The organism is Vibrio sp. 10N.261.52.C11 (assembly GCF_041471405.1).
GTDB lineage: Bacteria > Pseudomonadota > Gammaproteobacteria > Enterobacterales > Vibrionaceae > Vibrio > Vibrio crassostreae_C.
This window is the reverse complement of record NZ_JBFROI010000022.1, coordinates 122,988-142,241: the sequence shown is the minus strand read 5'-3', so window position 1 is coordinate 142,241 and position 19,254 is coordinate 122,988. Positions and strand designations below refer to the sequence as shown.

Here is a 19,254-nt window from a genome sequence, read left to right as displayed (position 1 = left end):
TCTCGCGATTACAAAGAGAATTATGGACACAAACAGCCATAGTAATTGGATAGATCGTATCTTTTTCTTTGGTTTATAGATACTTATATTACCCGGACCCAGAGATTTATTGCGCTAGGAATTCACAATGACTAAGCTAACCATTATTGCAACGATCGTCTCTAAAGAAGATAAAACTGAGCTAGTTAAATCAGAGATGATTAAATTGATCGATAAAACCCGCTCCGAAGAAGGCTGTATCAACTACGACCTCCATCAAGATAACAGTAACCCTGCTCACTTCGTTTTTCATGAGAACTGGGATTCTGAAGCTCATCTAGAGAAACACTTAGCGAGCCAACACATCGCTGACTACATGGCTGCGACTGAAGGTTGTATTGAAACCTTTGTGCTTAATAAAATGACGCACATTGCCTAACCAGTCACTCAGTACTAATTCAATAAAAAGCCCTGCTCTGATCGCAGGGTTTGTCTTTTCTACAAGCTTATATCTGCTCATTCTAATAATGAAAAAACCCGCCAGAGTAGCGGGTATGGTCAATAATCATGACTGTCAAAGACAGATAGGTAACAACCATCAATCCAATATTGAGTACCACTTTACAGTGGCACTCTGACATTTCTTTTGCTGATCGCTAGCACGGGGGCACTAGTTAAAAGCACGAGCCAAAATGCCATTCCCTTGATATTGGTAAACACTTGAATTACTACTTACAAAGACCGATTCTCCGGGCTTAAGAGAAACTGACCGCCCTTCTGAAGTGACGGTCGCCTCTCCTTCCACACAGAACAAGATCTCCGCGCTACGTAGATACAGTGACTTGCTCTCATCAGTCGCAGACAAGATATCAAAGCCAAAGTCATCCACTGGAATCGGATAACTCATCTTGCCCTCTTTCAATACAGGCTTAAGGCGGATATCTTCTGGCTTAATCGGCTCAAAGATTGTGTTGTCGATAAGCTCAGGGACATCGATATATTTGGGAGTGAGACCGGCACGCAGCACATTGTCTGAGTTTGCCATAATCTCTAAACCCGTACCTTGAACATAAGCATGTGGGGTTTCTGCGAACAGGAACATCGCTTCACCGGGCGCCAGCTCAACCGTGTTAAGCATTAATGGCGCAAATAAGCCAATATCACCTGGATAATGCTGTTTGAATTCGATGCTGTATTGAAGAGCTTCACGCCCCATGACCGTTTTGGCTGGTCGCGCATGTGCAGCATAAAGCTCATTAAGCGCAGACGCTTTGCGGTCACCTTCAAGAGACATAATGGCGCTAAAGAACGACTTCAAAGAATCACTGTCGGCATTGGCTTTTAGTACATTAAGCTCAATCGCTAACGAAGGAATATCCGCTTCTTCGAACAAGGCAATAATGTCGTCGATTGGACGAAAGCCATTCATCGCTTTGTAGAAGGTCAACGCATAAACCAACTCAGGTTTATGGTTTGGATCTTTGTAGTTGCGATTAGACGCATTCAAAGGGATACCAAGTGCATTCTCACGCTCAAAACCTAATTCTGATTTTCGCTTGTTCGGGTGAACCTGAATCGATAACGGTGTTTCAGCGGCCAACACCTTAAACAAGAAAGGCAATTCACCGAAACGAGCCGCCGTGTATCCGCCTAAGACATCGATTTTGTTTTCATCAATCATGTGAGAAAGCGATTCACCGGTATCGCCTACCTTTGAACAACCATTTGGATGAGCACCCATCCAAATTTCTGCTTGAGGTTCCTGGTTTGGGTTCACAATACCAAACAATTGGTTAATGGAGTCTTTGCTTCCCCATGCGTAGTTTTGAATAACGTTGTCGAGTTTAAATAGAGACATAATTACTTCTCATTAAAAATCTGGCTACCAAGCTTGAGCGTGGCGGCGATATTACGGGCAGTGCGAGTCAGGTTTTGATTCGCTTCTGATAAAACTTGGTCTAAAGACTGAGGAGAACGTACGGTTCCAAACAAGCTAGACATTGAGCCGTAAAGCTTTTCAACCTCTTTACCCAAAGAGCCTGCAATACCAATGGTTGGAATATTCAGTTTTTGAGCGCGCTGAGCTATACCAAAAGGTGTTTTACCTTGCAGGGTTTGGTTGTCCATCTGTCCCTCTCCGGTCAAGACCAGTGAAGCACCTTCAAGAACCTTATCTGCATCCAAAGCATCTAGTACCATCTCAATACCCGCTTTAATTTGGATATTGAATGCCAGACTTAACCCCAAAGGTGTACCGCCAGCCGCACCAAAACCAGCGGTGTCGCGGTGATTAGTACCTGTATGTGTTTGAGCGATATCGGCAAAGTGATCGATCGCAGTATCAAGTTGTTCAACTTGAGCTTGTGAAGCCCCTTTTTGTGGACCAAACACGGCACTTGCTCCGCTTTCGCCACACAGTGGATTATTCACATCACATGCGACCACGAACGTCACTTCTTTGCATCTAGGGTGCAGTCCATCAAGATCGATGCTTGCTAACTGGCTTAACTCGGCGCCGCCACCAGATAGCTCGTTGCCTTTTTTGTCGAATAACTTGCCTCCCAACGCTTGTAAGATGCCAGCACCCGCGTCATTAGTTGCGCTGCCGCCCAGACCAATGATGATTTGTTCAACACCTTGATCTAATGCATCTTTGATCAATAACCCGGTACCAAACGAAGATGCGATTAGCGGTGCTCTTTCTTCTACTGTTAATCGGTCTAAACCCGATGCTTGAGCAAATTCCACCAAAGCAGTTTTTACGTTGTCGCCATCAACTGTCTGTTCTAAAGATGCCCAGTAAGCCGAGCAATCCCGTCCGATTGGATCCGTCGTTAGCAACTGCTGCTTCTTGCCATTGAGCGCCGCTAACAACACATCTACGGTGCCTTCTCCACCATCGGCGAGTGGCATTTTCACAAACTCTGCGTGAGGGAAAACGTCAGCAAATCCGCGCTCAATACAAGACGCTACTTGATGGGCGTCGAGTGATTCTTTAAATGAATCGGGGGCAATTACAATTTTCATTGTCGTTCACCATTCCCGCCCACTAAGGTGAGCGGGTCATTGAAATTAGAATTTGATTTGGAATGTTTTCGCTTGGCAAGATGCCAATTCACCAAAAGATAATTCGCCAAAAGACAAGTCACCAAAGGTTTCAATTGCTACATCACCTTCACGAACGCGCTCGTCCATACTTGTCTCTTTCCAGCTTGAAACCGCTTGAGTGAAAGAGATTGAGTCCGATACTGAACCACTTTCTGCTGGGTTGTAGACACGCATGATCAACGCATCTTCGTCTTCAGCTTTCTTAAGCACACTTAATACCGCACCCGCTTGTTGCTTCGATAGCAAGCTGAAGCTCATTGGTAGGTTTTGTTCGCCCACATTCAGCTTCATCGCGTTGTAAGGGATCTTGTTGTAGCATTCGATTTGAGTGACATTGTCACGTGCTTGCGCCATGATGTTCGCGTCAATGTGGTTACCCGAGAAGCCACACAGTGTGAATTCACACACTAACTTGCCGCGCACTTGTGAATCTGGGGTCGGGATCTTGATACCAGAAGGACGCCCCGGACGAAGCAATAGCTCTTCTTTACCCAACACGCCAATACCACGGAATAGTGTCAGTGCGAAGGTATCTCTATTTTCGTCACCTTTAGATGCAATCACTTCAAATTCACGCAGACCATTCGACATAATAGCCATACCCGCTTTGCCGTTTTCTAGCGCAGCAAAGTTCATTAACTGATACACAGGAACCGGTGCTTCTTTCCACTTCTCTTCTTCCCAAACCGCCATTGCAGGGTCATTGGTTGGTCGAGTAATACAACCGAACTGGTTATCTGCTACTACAGTTTCAGAAATAAATGGCGTAGGTACTAATACACGTACACGGTGGTCGTCGGCTTGGTTGTCCAATTCCATACGGACTTCGATGCGGCGAGAACCTTGCTTCAATACCACTTGGCATTGCGCTTCAACGAATCCATTTTGACCCGTGCGTTCTTCACGCTCTGTAAGGTTTGCTGGCACGTTCATGCGGAAAGCGATGTTTGCTACCGATTGGAAACCTTGGTGGTCAATTGATGTTTCTACCGGGAATTCATCAGAGTACAACAGCCACTCTTGACGAGATGGAGAGTAATCGTACTCATCGCCGTCATCAGAACCATCTTCTAAACGAAGTGCTTGGTCGAATACTTGCTCTGTCTCTTTATCGAAAATAGTCAGAGTACCGTTGTCGTTTACATTAATTCGGTAGTATTCGTTCTCTAGCAAGTAGTCTTTCTGCTCTGCGACTTTAACTGCGCCCTTCTCATTACCTTGGATGTGTAACGTGGTGAAACCCATCGCTGGCACAGTGCGTTTGATTTGAATATCAAACTCCATGAAAGGGTCGTAGTTGCCGTAGTGAACGATTTGACGGTCTACTTTACCTGGGTCGATTTGGCGCTTGTCTTGGATGAAGTATTCAACTGGGTTTTCGTTTTCATCAAAGATAGAAAATTCTTGAGCACGGATAGTGATGGTTGTGTTCACCACTTCTTCACGCTCATACGGAGAAAGGTTAAACATCGCCAGTTTGTCGCAACCTTCGCGATCCGGCATATGGTCAACGATTTTACGTTTGTAGAAGTGGATTAGGTTTGTCGCCATGTCGTCCGCAAGGATGTAACGGTTTAGGATTTCAGCGTGTACCTTGTCTGAACAACAGCAACCAATAGAGTCATGAGCATGGTTCTTCATACTCTCTTTCCACATTTTCTCAATCAAACCGTGGTGATATTCGAAACCTAATGTCCAAGCGATAGACGCTAGAGGTTCTAGGATGTTTACAATCTTGTTTTCGATTTCCGCATGGATCAGTTTGATGTCCATACGTGTTGACGAAATCGTGCGGTGAACACGCATGTATTTACCGTCGTTGAATTCGCCTTTGATTGTGTCGAGTTGGTCGCGCGCTGCTTCTACTTTCTCGAATACTTCTTCAAAGCGACTCATTGAGAACTCGCGATCTGGGTAGATTTCGCGAAGCTTGTCCATTACTTCAAAGATATCTTTTTGAATCGGCATTTGATCGTGGCCGTTCGGTAGCAAGATATCTTTAGTCACCGATGGCTTTTCTAGCACTGGGAAGTACTTATCTAAACGAGCACGCAAGCCTTCTTCGTCTTGTGGAAGGTATTTACCAATCGCGTAACCTAGCGGAAGCACTTGTGCCACCACTTCACTGCCGTCATTAGACTGCCATAAGAATTCTGTTTTGTTTGTGCCATGACGCTCTGAACAACCACGCCAGAACATTGCACGCGTGATGTCGAAGCCGTTGTAGATCATTGGCAGCTGTGAGCTCATGCTGAATGAATCTGGTAGGTAACCAATCTTCATTGCATCGCCAAACTTCATGCAGTCACGAATACCATACATCATGTTACGTACAATTGACTCACCAGAAACTTGCATTGTGTCGGTTTGAGAATACCAAGGGCCAATAATTAACTTGCCCGCTTCAACCAATGCTTTTACGCGCTCTGTGTTTTCTGGTTTGATTACAAAGTAATCTTCTAGAACGGCGGTTTGACCATCTAGAACGTAATATTTGTATTCTGGATCGCTCTCCAGACGGTTCATGATTTCTTCCATGTTGTTCACAAGAAGAATACGAGACTCTTCTGTTGTGAAATACCATTCACGATCCCAGTGCATGTGAGGAGTAATGTGTACGCGTGATGTAGTCATAATCATTTACCTAAATGTGTCGCTTCGAGTAAAACTAAAGTTCGAACCCAAATACGACTAAATTAAAGTTTTTCAAGGGGTTAAAATTGGCTGCCACTAAATTTAGGGTGCAGAAAACCACGCCCAGAATCTGTGTGAATAAAACCGTTAGGAGCACAGGCATTTAGGACAGCCAAGTTGTTCGTTATTTTTTATACGGTGTTTTAATTGCGAGCTAGAAGCTAGCTCAAAATTCAGTTAGTTCTGTGTTGCAGTACTTGCTTCAAACTTACCCTTTTTTACAGCGTGACCACGCCACATCAGAAGAGTAACAGTTGAAATCACTGTGCCGACAATCGCAGCACCGAACCAGATTGCAGCAGCAGAGAATGCGCCCAAACCTGAATCGTGTAACAAGAAGATAGAGAAGATACCTGCACCCGGAGTCGATAGACCAATACCTGCCGCGCCAACCATCGCACCTGTAACCACTGATCCTAGTAAGAATGAGCCGATTACACGGATTGGATCTTCAATCGCCATTGGGATTGCACCTTCGGTAATACCCGCAAGGCCAAGTAGCCATGTCGATTTACCGGTTTCAATCTCAAAGTCTTTGAATAGGCGTGGAGCAATCATGGTTGAAGCCGTTACAGTGAACGCCGATACCATTTTTACTGAACCAAAGATTGCGTAAGGGCCATAAACACCGTTCGCCATCGCACCTAAACAGAATGCGTAAGCGGCTTTGTTTACCGGACCACCTAAATCGAATGACACAAACAGACCAAGAATCGCACCCAATAACAGCGCATTGGTGCCTGACATACCGTTCAACCAATCCGTTAGACCTTGGTTTAGGAACGCTACCGGTTTACCGATAACAAATAGCATCAAGCTACCCGCTACCAAAGTACCAATCACAGGGTAAAGGTAGAAAGTAAGGAATCCGTTAAACGCAGGACCTAAGCGAACATGCTCTTTTACCCAACGCATCACATAACCAGCAATCAAACCACCAACAACACCGCCTAGGAAACCAGAGCCAATGATGTTTGCTGCAATACCTGCGGCAAAACCAGGGCCAAGTGCGGGCTTGTCTGCTAGTGAATAAGCTGTGTAAGCCGCCAGTACTGGCACCATCAATGTACCCAGTAGGCCGCCACCTAGTTTGCGATACATCCATAGCCAAGAATCTTTTGTTGCGTAAAGATCTTGCAGGTCAAAAATTTGTGCGATAAGAACAGCAACCGCAAGAACAGTACCACCAGCAACGATAAGAGGAACCGCGTAAGAAATACCAGAAAGCAGTGCTTGTTTAAGCTCAGTTTTCAGTGGCAACTTTTTAGGCTTGTTGTCAGTAGCCACTGTGCGTTCTGCACCATTACCTTTTTTCGACTCTTCAATCGCTTCATTAAGAATGCGCTCACCGTGTTTAATCGGTTCTGCAACTGGTGTTTCAACACGAGGAATGCCGTTAAAGCGCTCAGATTCTTTAATCGCAACTTCAGCAGCAAAAACACACGCCACAGCATTGTTAAGTTGTTCCGCAGTTAAGCGATCTTCAATACCGTTTGCGCCCTGCTTTTCAACATGAACCTTGTAGCCAAGCTTTTTTCCCGCTTTTTCTAGGTACTCAGCCGCCATATAGGTGTGAGCAATGCCTGCTGGGCAAGCAGTAACACATACAATTGTCGGCGCATTTGTATCTAATTTGTCTTGTTTTTCTTCTTGTTGATTGTCGCCATCAAGAAGCGCAAAGATTTCTTCAGCGGTTGTCGCTTTTAATACAGCTTCGCGAACATCGTCATCAACCAATGTAGTTGTCAATGCAGTAAGCAGATGCATGTGGGTAGAACCCGCTTCTGCATTTGGAATCGCAATTAGGAAGATAAGATTTACATCTTCGTCTTCATCCAAGCCTTTCCATTTCATGTCTTCTTTAAGCGTTGCTACAGCGAAGCCAGCTTCTTTAACCGCGTCAGCCTTACCATGCGGTACTGCTAAGCCTTCGCCAAGCGCTGTCGGGCCTTGCTCTTCACGAGCAAATACTGCATCAAGGTACTCTTGCTTGTTATGCAGTTTGCCTTGCTGATCCAGTTGGTCAGCAAGTGCGTAAATCGCTTCTTCTCGACTGCTAAACGTAGTTTGCAGATTTACGAGCGACTTATTCGTTAGAGTAGTAAGTTTCATAACCTTTGTCCCATAGTCACGGATTAGTACGACAGTCGTCCCTGCCGACGATAGTGATAATACAACTTCAAGACATTTAATCCGTGATCACGATCTCACCAATACATATTTGTATTTAATTTGTATTTAAATCGTATTGGTAAATCCTTTAAGAAAGCTTGTTATGTATCGTTTAATTTGTATTATATGTACTACAAAACGCCGATACGACGCTCACACTAACCTTTAAAACAAGGCTTATATAGAGCAAATTTACGTATTTAAGGTACAGGTTGTTAATCAAAGTCTAGTTGTTCTAGCGCACAAACGAGGCAAAAATGGCAAGACTCCCGATGTATCGCCAAATCGCAGATGCAATAAGAGAAAAGATCAGTTCTGGTGAGTATAAGGTTGGAGAAGCACTCCCAACAGAAGCGCAACTGCGTGAAGTTTTTTCTGTAAGCCGTGTAACGGTTAGACAAGCGCTCAAGCTCCTGATCGAAAATGATGAACTCGAAAGCGTTCAAGGCAGCGGCACTTATGTCAAAGAGAACAAAATCAATTACGACATTTACAAACAGTCGAGCTTTCAAGAAAAGTGGGCGCATTTGGATGTGGTTACACACAGTGATGTTCTAGCCTTTGAAATGAAGCCCTGTTCTTTGGCGATGTCTGAACATCTAGATATTAAAGAAGGCGAATTAGTTTTCTACGTAAAGCGTGTTCGCTTCATAGACAACAATCCAATCACGGTTGAAGAAACTTGGTTACCTGTTGCCCTATTCCCAGATCTCACCTATCAAGTGATGCAGACATCAAAGTACGACTTTATTGAGAACACCAAAGGCATGGTGATTGATAGAAGTGAGCAAGAACTGGTGCCGATTCTTCCGCCTGAAGACGTTGCTAAACAGTTAGGGATTGACCCAACTCAGCCTATCATTGAAAAACGTACTCGAGGTTACCTCGCCAATAACACGGTGTTCGAGTACAGCCGTAACTACTTCACATCTAACGATTACAGATTTACTTTGGTCGCAAGACGCCAGAGATAATACTCATCAGCAAGTTTCTATAACAGTAGATGACCAACACAGAGAGCGCCTTGTTCTCTGTGTTTCTGTGCTGTTATCTCAATCATAAACCTAACTTTCTCCCCAAAATATTCCTAAACCAATATCAAGCAACCTCACGAAAGATCATTCACGTTCATTTAAATACTGTTCGCGCACTTTGAACATAAACTAAGCGCCAAATGACAAGAACAACAGTCGACAGGAATGTAGATGAATACCAAACAACTTGAGGACGCTGTAAGTGAAGTGACCTTGTTCAACCAGCACCTGCACTTAATCCAATCCGTGCATACCATTCCGACCCCAAAAATGAATTGGGAGTCGATTGCGATAGAACCTGCACCAGTAATGCCAACAGTTCGATTCGATCATAAAGTCAAAGCCATAGAAGCGCTTGATGAATACAAACCATACTGGCTAGATATTCTGTTGGGTAACAAGTCTAAGTTTCACACCCTCACAAGCAATGTCGAGCGAGCAGCAGAAAAAGACATAGAGCAATATAAAACGGAATTTGTACATTGGGTTCAGAACTACAGCTACTGGGTAAAAAGCAATCAGTTATCGAAAGGCGTTTTGAATAACGATAGCCAAGCAAAGTTGTCTGCCCTTTCTAAAGCTCAGCAAAACCTGATGAACGTAGCGGTGGTCGACACCAAACTGATTAACCATAACTTCAATACCTATAAGAATGGTCACCTGTTAGAAATCAACATTCAGGTTAATAAGCACAACGTGATCCCTAAAGAAAAAAAGGTATTGTGCCAAGGCGAAGTAAAGCTTGAAACGATGTCTCTTTATGAAAGCAATACCTTATATCGTGAGTACGTGTGCAGCTGTATTCTTAAATGTGCGCAAGATGCTTTCAATGTCTTACCCGAGACGAGCGTCTTGGTCAACGTTGAACAGATTTCAGCAGATCAATCGAGCGAAACCATCGTTTCATGCCATGTAGAACAAGGACTACTCGAGTTCTTATTAATCGAAGACGATAAACCCTCTGAGACACTTGAATTCTTTGTCCACATTGAAGATTTTAATCCTCATCGAGGTAATGGGTTCTCAGCGATAAAAACGATCTTTTCGCCTTTGCCTATTGCGTCGTAACTCACTCGCATTTTCGATTCAATCATTGACGACTCTTCACGACTAACCTTGCGTTCATCGTGTTCAATCACCTTATATACCAAACCATTATGTCGACACACGCTATCTCACAAACAACGCGCCCATTAACCAACACAGTTTCATACACACGATCCTTAATAAAGCTACCTTTAGTTCTAATCGCTATCTCTATGCCCGTATTTGCCGAAGAAGTTGAAGAAGTAGAACTCGAGGGCGACATCGTATTAAGCGAAGGTTCTGACTTACAAGAAGAAGCTCAAGCATCCCCTTTTACAACCCTGACCAAACTCGGGTTTATCTACTCACAAAACACCAGCTCATCTTTGTCGATCAACTCTGGAATCTCTGTTGGATACAAAAAAGAGAACTGGGGCCAACGAGTTCAGTTTGATACCTACTATACCGATGCTGAAAACGATGAAGACGGCACCAATCGCTATACCACCAACTATGGCATCAGCTATGACTTGAACGAAGTCACCTATTTGGTCGCGACAACACGTTTTGAACACGACCACTTTGGTACTTATCGTAAGCAATTTATAACGGCTACAGGATTGGGTCGCCACTTTTATGATACTGAAAGAATCAAACTTCAAGGCTCTGCTGGTCCGGGTTACCGAATCAGTCAACGCCAATCCTCCGATGAAGAGTTCCCGAACAAAGAGAACTATGAACTGATCGTGAATGCCAGTGTTGATGGCTCTTTGACGATCACAGAAACGTTTTCTATGGGGGCAACGGCTAACATGGCTTACGGTGAAGAGAACACCAATTACAACCTCAAAGGCTATCTAAAGAACATCTTAATGGGCAATTTGGCGCTGACTTTTGATACAGAATACATCTACAACACCACTGTCGCATCAGACCAAAGTAACGCCGAAATCTACAGCTCAATGAACCTCAACTACGATTTCTAACCGCTCTCCTCACTTAATCTAGCCCACAACAGCAAAAGGCCCTCACAATGAGGGCCTTGAAGTATCTAGCTAAACCTAAAACATCTCGCTACGCTGGTTTCGTTCTCAATCGAGTCAACAAATCCATTTGCTTTAGGTTCGCCATACCGACATACGCGACTGGCACTAAGAACAATGAGAAAAAAGTTCCGACAGACAAGCCACCGACCAGAACCAAACCAATATTGATTCGACCTAAGGAACCCGGGCCATCCGCCAGTGCCAATGGCAATGAACCGAGGATCATCGTCAGTGAGGTCATCAAGATTGGACGTAACCTTGAACGTGCACTGCTGATCGCCGCTTCTTTCGCACTCGCGCCAGATTTGCGTTTCTCGTTGGCAAACTCCACCAGCAAAATACCGTGTTTGGTCACGAGACCAACCAGTGTCAGCAATCCTATCTTCGAGTAAATATTGAGGCTTTGACCAAATACCGAAAGCGTCAAAATCGCGCCCACAATACACAATGGAACCGTTAGCAAGATGATCATTGGGTCAACAAAGCTTTCAAACTGCGCCGCCAAGATCAAGAAGATGAAAATCAACGCCAATACGAACAGCACTTGTGCGCCCGCGGTTGAATCAACCAGGTCTTTAACTACGCCATTGAACTCGTAGCTCTGAGCAGGTTTCAACAGACTTGGTACCGTGTCATCAATGTATGCCTTCACGTCGCTCGCCGTATATCCGGGCATCAAGTCCGCGGTGATTTCAGCACTGTCTTTACCCATGAACGTCTTGAAATTAGATTCCGATGTCACTTGCTTGATTGATACAAACTGAGATAAAGGAAGCCTTTGACCCGACTGTGAATCCACGTACAGCTTATCGAGCACCTTGAAATCGCCAAGATCACTAAGATTTACTTGAACTTGAATTGGGTACGTATAGCCATCATCCGCTTGTAGATCTGCCGCTTTCACTGATCCTAAGAAAGTAGATAGCGCATTGGTGACATTACTGTAATCCACACCAGACAATACGATAGCATTGCGGTTAATCGACAAGTCATAACGCAATTGGTCACGCAACATCGAATTTTTAATGTTGGTCACGCCCTCATAACTCTCAAGCGCCTCCACCACCTCATTCGCCGTTTCCGACAATACGGTGGTATCACGGTTAACCGTCGTTAACTCTAGGATCATATTAGTGGCAATGTTCAAGTTATCAGCCGAGCGAACCTTGAAAGACATGCCATAAGCAGAGACCGAACTTTGCGCTTTAGCGATAAACTCGTTCACCAACTCATCAGCTGACTGGTCACGCTCGCCCCATGATTTCAATAAAACGTGATTGGTCGGAGTCCCTTCGATGTAAGATAAATTCGCTTCTACTGAATTATCACCTTTGAACACACTGTTGAGTTGCTCGTTGTTGTCTAGGTGATACTGACGTCCGACTCCTGTAGGAGGCGTTGAAGTGACCTCAACAAAACCAGTATCTTCCGTTGGAAGCAACACTTGAGGCATTGTCCAAACCGCTAAGGCCGATAAAGCGATCAGCACTAAAGCAATACCACTCATCAGAGCCTTACGATCAAACCATTTCCCTAGCTCTTTGGTGTATAAATCCGATAACACATTGAGTTTCGCATCAACCTTTTGATACCACTTCGCCGGGGTTGATACTGGCTTCATTAAGTAAGCACTCATCATTGGTGAGAGCGTTAACGCCACAAATCCAGAAATGATCACCGCTGCAGCAAGTGTGAACGCGAACTGCCTGAATAGATCGGCGGTTAAGCCAGCCATCAAGCCAATTGGTAAGTAAACAACCGCCAAAGTTAGCGTCATCGCAATCACTGGGAAGACGATCTCTCGACACCCTTTAATTGCAGCATTGAACGGCGTTTCACCCTCTTCGATATGGCGGTAGCAGTTTTCAGCCACAACAATCGCATCATCAACCACCAAACCAATGGCGAGAATGATCGCCAGAATCGTCAGTACGTTGATGCTAAACCCAAGTAAATGCATGACGGCAAATACGCCTATTACGCACACAGGAATAGTGATAATCGGAATTGAAGCAACTCGAAAAGATCCAAGGAACAGAACCACCACTGCTGAAACCAGAACAATCGCTTCAACTAAAGTCATGAAGCCTTCATCAATTGCCGTTTTAATGAAATCAGCTTGGTTATAAACCATCTTCATCTCAATGCCTTCTGGCAACTGAGGCTGAATCACATCAATTTGTTTCTTAACTTTATTCGCAACTGTAACTGGGTTTTCACTTTTTAGCGGTAACACCTGAATCGACATTGCTAGGTTGTCATCTACACGCAGAATACTTGGTGTAAGGCTCTCCTCACCCATTTTGACTTCAGCAATATCACCTATACGAATGATCTTGCCGTTATCAACACGAACCACCAAGTCTCGTACATCATCAACGCTGGTTACTTGGTTTACTGGGTTGATGGAGAAATCTCGCACCTGCCCCTTGATGGTACCTGCGGTAAACGTTGCATTGTATGAGCTCAATGTTCCAACAACATCGGATGCACTCATATTGAGCGCCATCATGCGATCCGGTTCCAACCAAACACGCACCGCCTTCTCGCTGCCACCATACGGTCCCCAAATACCACCCACACCTTGGATGTGCTTAAATTGAGGCACGACTTGCTGACTAATGTAGTCGTACATGTCTTGCTTAGACATCTTGCCAGTATTCACAAACGTGATGATGTTACTCGGCATACTGGTGTCAGAAGAGTCATCCGTGACCGTTGGCTTATCCGTCATACTCGGCGGGAAATCACCAATCGCTTCGACGCTGCTACGCAGGTTGTTCATCAAGCTAGTGTATTCGACGTCATTGATGTCATCTTCAAAGATGATTTTTAGATTACACGTGCCTTCCTGACAGTCCGTCGTCATGGTTTTCACGCTGTCGAGGCCCGTTGCAGCAGTAATGAGTTTATCTGCCACATTGCGCGACATGAACTCAGCACTAGCGCCATTGATCGCAGCCGTTACCGTTGCTGACGGTGTTTTATGTTCTGGAAAGTATTGGATTGAGAGCTTTTGAAACGACAAAAGCCCAAGCAAAACAATGGTGATGCTCAGAACAGACGCAAACACAGGGTGCTTGATACAAATCTCAGGAAGCTTCATTCAGATTCTCCTTTGTTACGGCTTCCTTGCTGTGAGTTTCCTGGCTTTGGATTTCGCTCGATGATTGCTCAGCGGCCGCATTAGTTTCCGCACGCTCGTTATTTTCGTTGACCGCTTCGTCTACACCTTTTGTTGCTTCCGTCCAATCAACCGAAGGCTCAACCGGATGTGCTTCATCAATCTGTGTTTCGGTCTTTTCTACCTCGGGCTTAACGGTCTGCTTAGTGACCACTTTATCTACCGGCTCCGTTATTAACTCAACCGTTTTCTGCTCCGCATTAGGGTTCATTACCTTAACTAGAGACGCTTTCTTTAGGTTCTGCTGTCCCGTCACTACGACCTGATCACCCAGTTTCAATCCGCTTTCTACAACGACATACCCATCGTTAGTATTCACGCCCAATTCAACAATGCGTTGCTCGATTTTTTCGCCATTCACAATCCATACAAAACGTTGTGTATTTTTTGCTTGAACGGAATTTTGGGAAACCACCATTTGAGTCGTGTCTTCGCTCGTCATTTGGCTTACTTTGGCAAACATGCCCGGAACTAAGCGATGATCTGGATTGGTCACGTGCGCGTGTACTTCTACGCGACCTGAACTCTCATCAACCGTGGGGGCAATGTAATCCACCACACCAGAAAACGCTTCATCGACAAAAGCATCAACTTGGATAGAGACATTCTGCCCAAGTTTTGCGTTGCCTAAATCCGATTGTCCAATGGAATACTGAACTTCGACAGGATCGAGTTTAATCAAACTCACCAACGCGGTTGCGCTATCAATCTTACTGCCCACTGAGTGGGTGAAGTTAGTTAACTGCCCATCAAATGGTGCTACCAATAAATAGTCATTCATCAGCGCTTCTTTCTGACGGAAATCAGCTGCGGCTAGGTTCGCCTGTTCGCCCAGTTCTTCCACATCTTGTTGAGACATAGAGTCAGGCTGTTTCTTTAGTAATTCTTGTACTCGCTTTAATTTCGACTTTGCTAACGCTAGAGAGCTTCTTGCTTTGTCTAAATCGGCTTTCGCTTTGGTATTGTCCAGTTGAGCGATCAACTCGCCTTTTTTAACTGAATCTCCATCTTTGAAATGGATGTTGAGAATTTTGTCGGAGGCACTGAATGTCAATGCAGCAGAATCCGTTGCCCTGATTTTGCCAACCTCGTTGATTGAAGATGTGAATGCTTGTTTGTGCGCTTTTTCGATAGTCACAGGAATCAAGTTTGAGTCTTGGGCAAACGATGGAGAGATATGTAAGGCAAACAGTGCCAAACAGATTGTTTTACTAAGCTTTGTAAATTTCATTTTTAATAACCATAACCGTTGAATTCGTCTGAATTAAAACGTTTTTCTAAGCAGCTATTTAAATAATGCTAAAACAGCTAATAATGAGAAAAGGGCTCAACTCACTGTCGAGCCCTACAATTTTTATATGATTCCTAAATTTTTACGTTCTGAACTCCAAAGTAAAAGTTAAAAACGATGTTGATATTGAACACCAAGCAAGAGAGCATCGGCAGTCACATCAGCAGTTATATTGGAACTCGTTCCTGGAATCGTCGTCAGGTTTTCGTCAATATCTTGTAATTCTCCGATGATAAATCCGACTCCAACGTCCACAGAACTGGCATTGGTGAAGTTATATGTCCCTCCGACCGTGAGCCAGTGACGGTTAACATCAGGAATAGAGAGCGATGTGAGTTCGTCAGTTGGGGAAATGTCGTACATGTAACCCGCTCGTAGAACGATGTCTTTCGACATGCTGTATGTACCACCGACAGAAACATGTCCTGCATCTTTCCATTGATACTCTTTAATAGAGTCGTCATAAGAGTCAGATGTTAGCGAGTCAAATTCAGACCAATTCACCCATTGCAGGCTGTAGTGAAAAGCCCACTGTTCGTTGAGCTGGTGCCAACCGGAAAACTCTAGAGTGTCTGGTAGAGGTACGTTCATCTTGTCGGCAGGGACACCGCCTTTGGTAATGTTACCTTCCACTTCGATATCTGGGCTGTAACGATAGGAAATACCAAATTTGTTATTCTCATTAACTTGATAGGTAGCACCAATATTGGCGCCCAAGCCAAATCCATCAGCATCAACACCGAGTAAACCTTGACGCGAAATTTCACCTTCACCGTAGATAACATCAATACCAACACCTAAGTTGAGCTTTTCAGAGATCTCATAAGCGACAGCGAAGCCAACATTGATACTGGAAAGCGCCGTTTTGCCTCCAAACTCATCCGCTTCGAACGAGTTATCAAATTCGACGTCGGTACCAAAGTTAGAATGAACCGTCGCACCCAGAGTGAACTTCGAACCCTCGATAGGATGAACATAATGAATGTTTGGAACTAATGTCCCTGCGTCTAATGATTGGTCATCCAACATTTCAGTATCACCAATCATTGGCGTGTAGCTAACATTAGACACAATTGCCACACTATCGGCCATAACAGCATCACCCGCGAATGCACGACCTAACCCTGTTACGGACTGTGCGTTAAGTTGAAAACCGGCCGCGTTAATCAGGCAAGGAACAAGAGCAACTGCAGTGCCCAAAAAAAGTTTATTCTTCATTTTGAGGCACCTCTGTTTCGATATGATCTTCGTTATTAATGACAACAAGCGAACCGTCAGTCATCACCATCGAAGCAACAGCTAACTGTTGGGTTGTCACGGCTTCACGTACATCTGACATATTTTCGCCAGGCATACCCGGTAGGCCATTTTCATCAACGGGGCCTTCATAAGGAAACAAATACGTACCGTGTCCACCGGTTGTCGTTCTTATGACTCCACCGAGTTCGATCTGATCACGCTTTGTACCCCGTCAGTAACAACGATCGAATAAGTCGTCCCCTCTTTTAATCCTGATTCGCACTGAATAATTATATTGGAACCATCGGCCGATATTTGAGTGTCAACTTCATCACCTGTTATTTCATCAATTAATACAACATTCCCGGCTAAGGTTTCGTTATTGAGTGGATAACGTTTATCAGAATTAACACTTTTTAGAGGAATCAAAATCGGTTCTGCACAAAGTCCCCAACCGTCTAGGGCTGCGTATGAGTTGTTGTAGTCCTGATAATACGCGTCGTTAGTCGATGACATTACGACAACGTCTTCACCGACACCGGATATTGTTCCATCCTCGTCATACCCATAACCATCGTTCGGTTTTGGTAATTCATTAATGTTGTAGGGAACCAATATCAATACGGCATCTTGAGCCGAGTCTTCAGACTGACAGCCGAGTAAGGCAAGCGTAATTAGTCCACATATATACGGCTTATTGAAATCTTTCAAAACAGCTCCTTCGTAGCTTTCGCATTTAACTGGTGTGGTCATGCGATTTATCGTTATTTGAATTGCCGATTGAGTCGGAGGTAAGCTCGACTTTTATTCGTAGAGAGCAAGGCAACACAGAGTTGGAATGACACGTTGATAAAACTACGTAAGAAATTTGAGCAGTTAACCCACACCCACTAAATCAGCGTCACCCGTTAATGATCTAATAGCGACTGGCGGCAAGCACCTGAAACCACATTAAACAACCTCAAAAAGGTTTATAAGGGAATATGAAAAGAGGGATAATCAAACAAATTCAATTATTTAAACATAAAATAAGACAAAGTGAGTGAGTTTATATTTATAGTGGTATTTGTTATATTTAAGTGAGAACGCTTATAACAATGAGAACCCAGATGTCTGCTGAATTTATTATCAATGATGATATACAGGTCAATTTAGAAGAGAGTGAAATCCATCACTTTAAGACAGGTCGTACGTACCCAATAGGTTCTAACGAATCAGAGCTACTTAAGTTTTTTATCTCGAGACCCACACGCGCCAAGTTCTTATTGAACAAGTGTGGGTGTCTAAAGGTATCTACGTTGAAGATGGCAGCCTAATGCAAACCATCTCGATTTGCCGAAAAGCGTTAGAAGATAAGAGGGGGATGATCATCGTCACTGAGCGCGGTAAAGGCTACCGATTTGCAGGACAAGTGACACAAGACAAAGAACGCGCGCTGCGTATAGTTCAATCGCAACCAATACAAGAAACGAAACAACCTGAAGACAACACAGCGCCAGAAAGATCACCAACCGAGACAACGGCCGCTACGAAAAAAACAAACAGTGTGTTAGCACTGGTTGCATTATTTGTAGTGGCTGCAGGTTTATCCCATTATCTGTTTTCTTATTTAGATAGAAATAGCCTAGGCGAAGATCTCGTGGGTCAACATTTTATCTCTTGTAAAATCGAATCCGACGAGTTCACTTTTAATGAGTTATTCAACGTGACGCTTTACGAATATAAGGGAAAAAAAATCATCATCGATAATTCAGGAAAATCTCTGAGCTTCCCGAGTGAATTTAAAGGAGTGACTTGTGAATAAAGAAAAACAGATCTTCGTTGCAATCGCCATAATCGGTATTATGGCCGGATAGATGACAACCTTTATTCCTCAAAGTTATCTTAAAGATCATTATTTATCCAACACAGCCTCGGTGGTCAACCCACAAGAAAAAGTCATTTATAATCAAGCTGCCGTTAATATCGAGTTTAAGAAGAATAACAGCTATGAATTGTTATATGTCTCTACGAAAGAAGCTGGCTTTGCGTCGTCAGGTACTTACGTGGTAACCCAACACGACATTTCTTTAGACGAGACTCAACATGAACAAATCATACCAAATAGAGAGCTCACATTTTACGAAAAGGTGATGATCAGTGAAGGTGCAGTGCTTTCTTCAGATGCCATGGCTTATATCCCACTAAATAATGATGAATTATTATTGGTCACTCAGCGCGGAATGATTCACTTTTGTAAAAAAGTGATATGCGCCGACCTGCCCACTTACTCGAATGTAGATCCTGAATTGAACATTAACTAATCGTTTAACTATCAACTATTTCGGTCAGTAGCTGTACTTAAGCCAATACGTTAGGAGCTATGCATTTCCACATCAATTCAACTCTCGCTGAAGCCTACTTAACTTTCCATTCCCAGTAGGCATCAGTTCATAAATTAATCCGATATCATGTAAAAATACACACTTCTTTTTAGTTCTG

Annotated in this window: 13 protein-coding genes and 2 pseudogenes; 6 read left to right on the top strand and 9 right to left on the bottom strand. The window is 44.0% G+C overall.

Annotated features, from left to right (window positions below; all coding sequences use genetic code 11):
- The first annotated feature begins 127 nt into the window (after nt 1-127).
- Nucleotides 128-418 (top strand): putative quinol monooxygenase, encoded by a 291-nt coding sequence (locus AB4323_RS08880; protein ID WP_372152215.1) that lies wholly within the window; start codon nt 128-130, stop codon nt 416-418.
- 231 nt (nt 419-649) lie between these two features.
- Here AB4323_RS08880 and manA read toward each other — a convergent pair whose 3' ends face one another.
- The 4 genes from manA to mngA all read right to left on the bottom strand — a co-directional run bounded on the left by manA (nt 650) and on the right by mngA (nt 7,893).
- Nucleotides 650-1,837, bottom strand: coding sequence for a mannose-6-phosphate isomerase, class I (manA, locus tag AB4323_RS08875; RefSeq protein WP_372152213.1), 1,188 nt, complete (start codon nt 1,835-1,837; stop codon nt 650-652).
- Nucleotides 1,838-1,839: 2 nt separating this feature from the next.
- Nucleotides 1,840-3,006, bottom strand: a complete 1,167-nt coding sequence (locus tag AB4323_RS08870; protein ID WP_372152211.1) for a glycerate kinase — start codon at nt 3,004-3,006, stop codon at nt 1,840-1,842.
- A gap of 45 nt (nt 3,007-3,051) precedes the next feature.
- Complete coding sequence (mngB, locus tag AB4323_RS08865; RefSeq protein ID WP_372152209.1) at nt 3,052-5,721, bottom strand: mannosylglycerate hydrolase; 2,670 nt, start codon at nt 5,719-5,721, stop codon at nt 3,052-3,054.
- A 237-nt stretch (nt 5,722-5,958) separates the two neighbouring features.
- Nucleotides 5,959-7,893 carry a PTS 2-O-a-mannosyl-D-glycerate transporter subunit IIABC gene (mngA, locus tag AB4323_RS08860; RefSeq protein ID WP_010430022.1) on the bottom strand — a complete coding sequence of 645 codons (1,935 nt, stop codon included), beginning with the start codon at nt 7,891-7,893 and terminating at the stop codon, nt 5,959-5,961.
- Nucleotides 7,894-8,210: 317 nt separating this feature from the next.
- Between mngA and AB4323_RS08855 the strand changes: the two genes are divergently transcribed.
- From AB4323_RS08855 to AB4323_RS08845, 3 genes are all read left to right on the top strand, one after another.
- Nucleotides 8,211-8,927, top strand: a complete 717-nt coding sequence (locus AB4323_RS08855) for a GntR family transcriptional regulator (RefSeq protein ID WP_010430026.1) — start codon at nt 8,211-8,213, stop codon at nt 8,925-8,927.
- A 231-nt stretch (nt 8,928-9,158) separates the two neighbouring features.
- Complete coding sequence (locus AB4323_RS08850; RefSeq protein WP_010430029.1) at nt 9,159-10,055, top strand: hypothetical protein; 897 nt, start codon at nt 9,159-9,161, stop codon at nt 10,053-10,055.
- Nucleotides 10,056-10,246: 191 nt separating this feature from the next.
- Nucleotides 10,247-10,999 carry a YdiY family protein gene (locus AB4323_RS08845; protein WP_010430032.1) on the top strand — a complete coding sequence of 251 codons (753 nt, stop codon included), beginning with the start codon at nt 10,247-10,249 and terminating at the stop codon, nt 10,997-10,999.
- Nucleotides 11,000-11,087: 88 nt separating this feature from the next.
- Here AB4323_RS08845 and AB4323_RS08840 read toward each other — a convergent pair whose 3' ends face one another.
- The 5 genes and pseudogenes from AB4323_RS08840 to AB4323_RS08820 form a co-directional block, all read right to left on the bottom strand.
- Complete coding sequence (locus tag AB4323_RS08840; RefSeq protein ID WP_372152207.1) at nt 11,088-14,165, bottom strand: efflux RND transporter permease subunit; 3,078 nt, start codon at nt 14,163-14,165, stop codon at nt 11,088-11,090.
- The gene (locus AB4323_RS08835; protein ID WP_372059112.1) at nt 14,152-15,474 is read right to left on the bottom strand and encodes an efflux RND transporter periplasmic adaptor subunit; all 1,323 of its coding nucleotides are present in this window, start codon (nt 15,472-15,474) and stop codon (nt 14,152-14,154) included. Before AB4323_RS08835 ends, AB4323_RS08840 begins: the two co-directional genes overlap by 14 nt.
- A gap of 168 nt (nt 15,475-15,642) precedes the next feature.
- On the bottom strand, nt 15,643-16,752 hold the full coding sequence (locus tag AB4323_RS08830; RefSeq protein WP_372152205.1) for an OmpP1/FadL family transporter: 1,110 nt from the start codon (nt 16,750-16,752) through the stop codon (nt 15,643-15,645).
- Nucleotides 16,742-16,933: a hypothetical protein gene (locus AB4323_RS08825; protein ID WP_372135347.1), complete on the bottom strand. Its 192-nt coding sequence runs from the start codon at nt 16,931-16,933 to the stop codon at nt 16,742-16,744. The genes AB4323_RS08830 and AB4323_RS08825 overlap by 11 nt, the downstream gene beginning before the upstream one ends.
- Nucleotides 16,934-16,992: 59 nt before the next feature.
- Nucleotides 16,993-17,526, bottom strand: a pseudogene (locus AB4323_RS08820) (lipase); the annotation flags it as partial.
- Between the two features lie 356 nt (nt 17,527-17,882).
- On the opposite strand from AB4323_RS08820, the pseudogene AB4323_RS08815 reads away from it, so the two are divergent.
- Both AB4323_RS08815 and AB4323_RS08810 read left to right on the top strand, forming a co-directional pair.
- Nucleotides 17,883-18,577: pseudogene (locus tag AB4323_RS08815) on the top strand (transcriptional regulator).
- A 52-nt stretch (nt 18,578-18,629) separates the two neighbouring features.
- Nucleotides 18,630-19,076, top strand: coding sequence for a hypothetical protein (locus AB4323_RS08810; RefSeq protein WP_372135346.1), 447 nt, complete (start codon nt 18,630-18,632; stop codon nt 19,074-19,076).
- Nucleotides 19,077-19,254 lie beyond the last annotated feature (178 nt).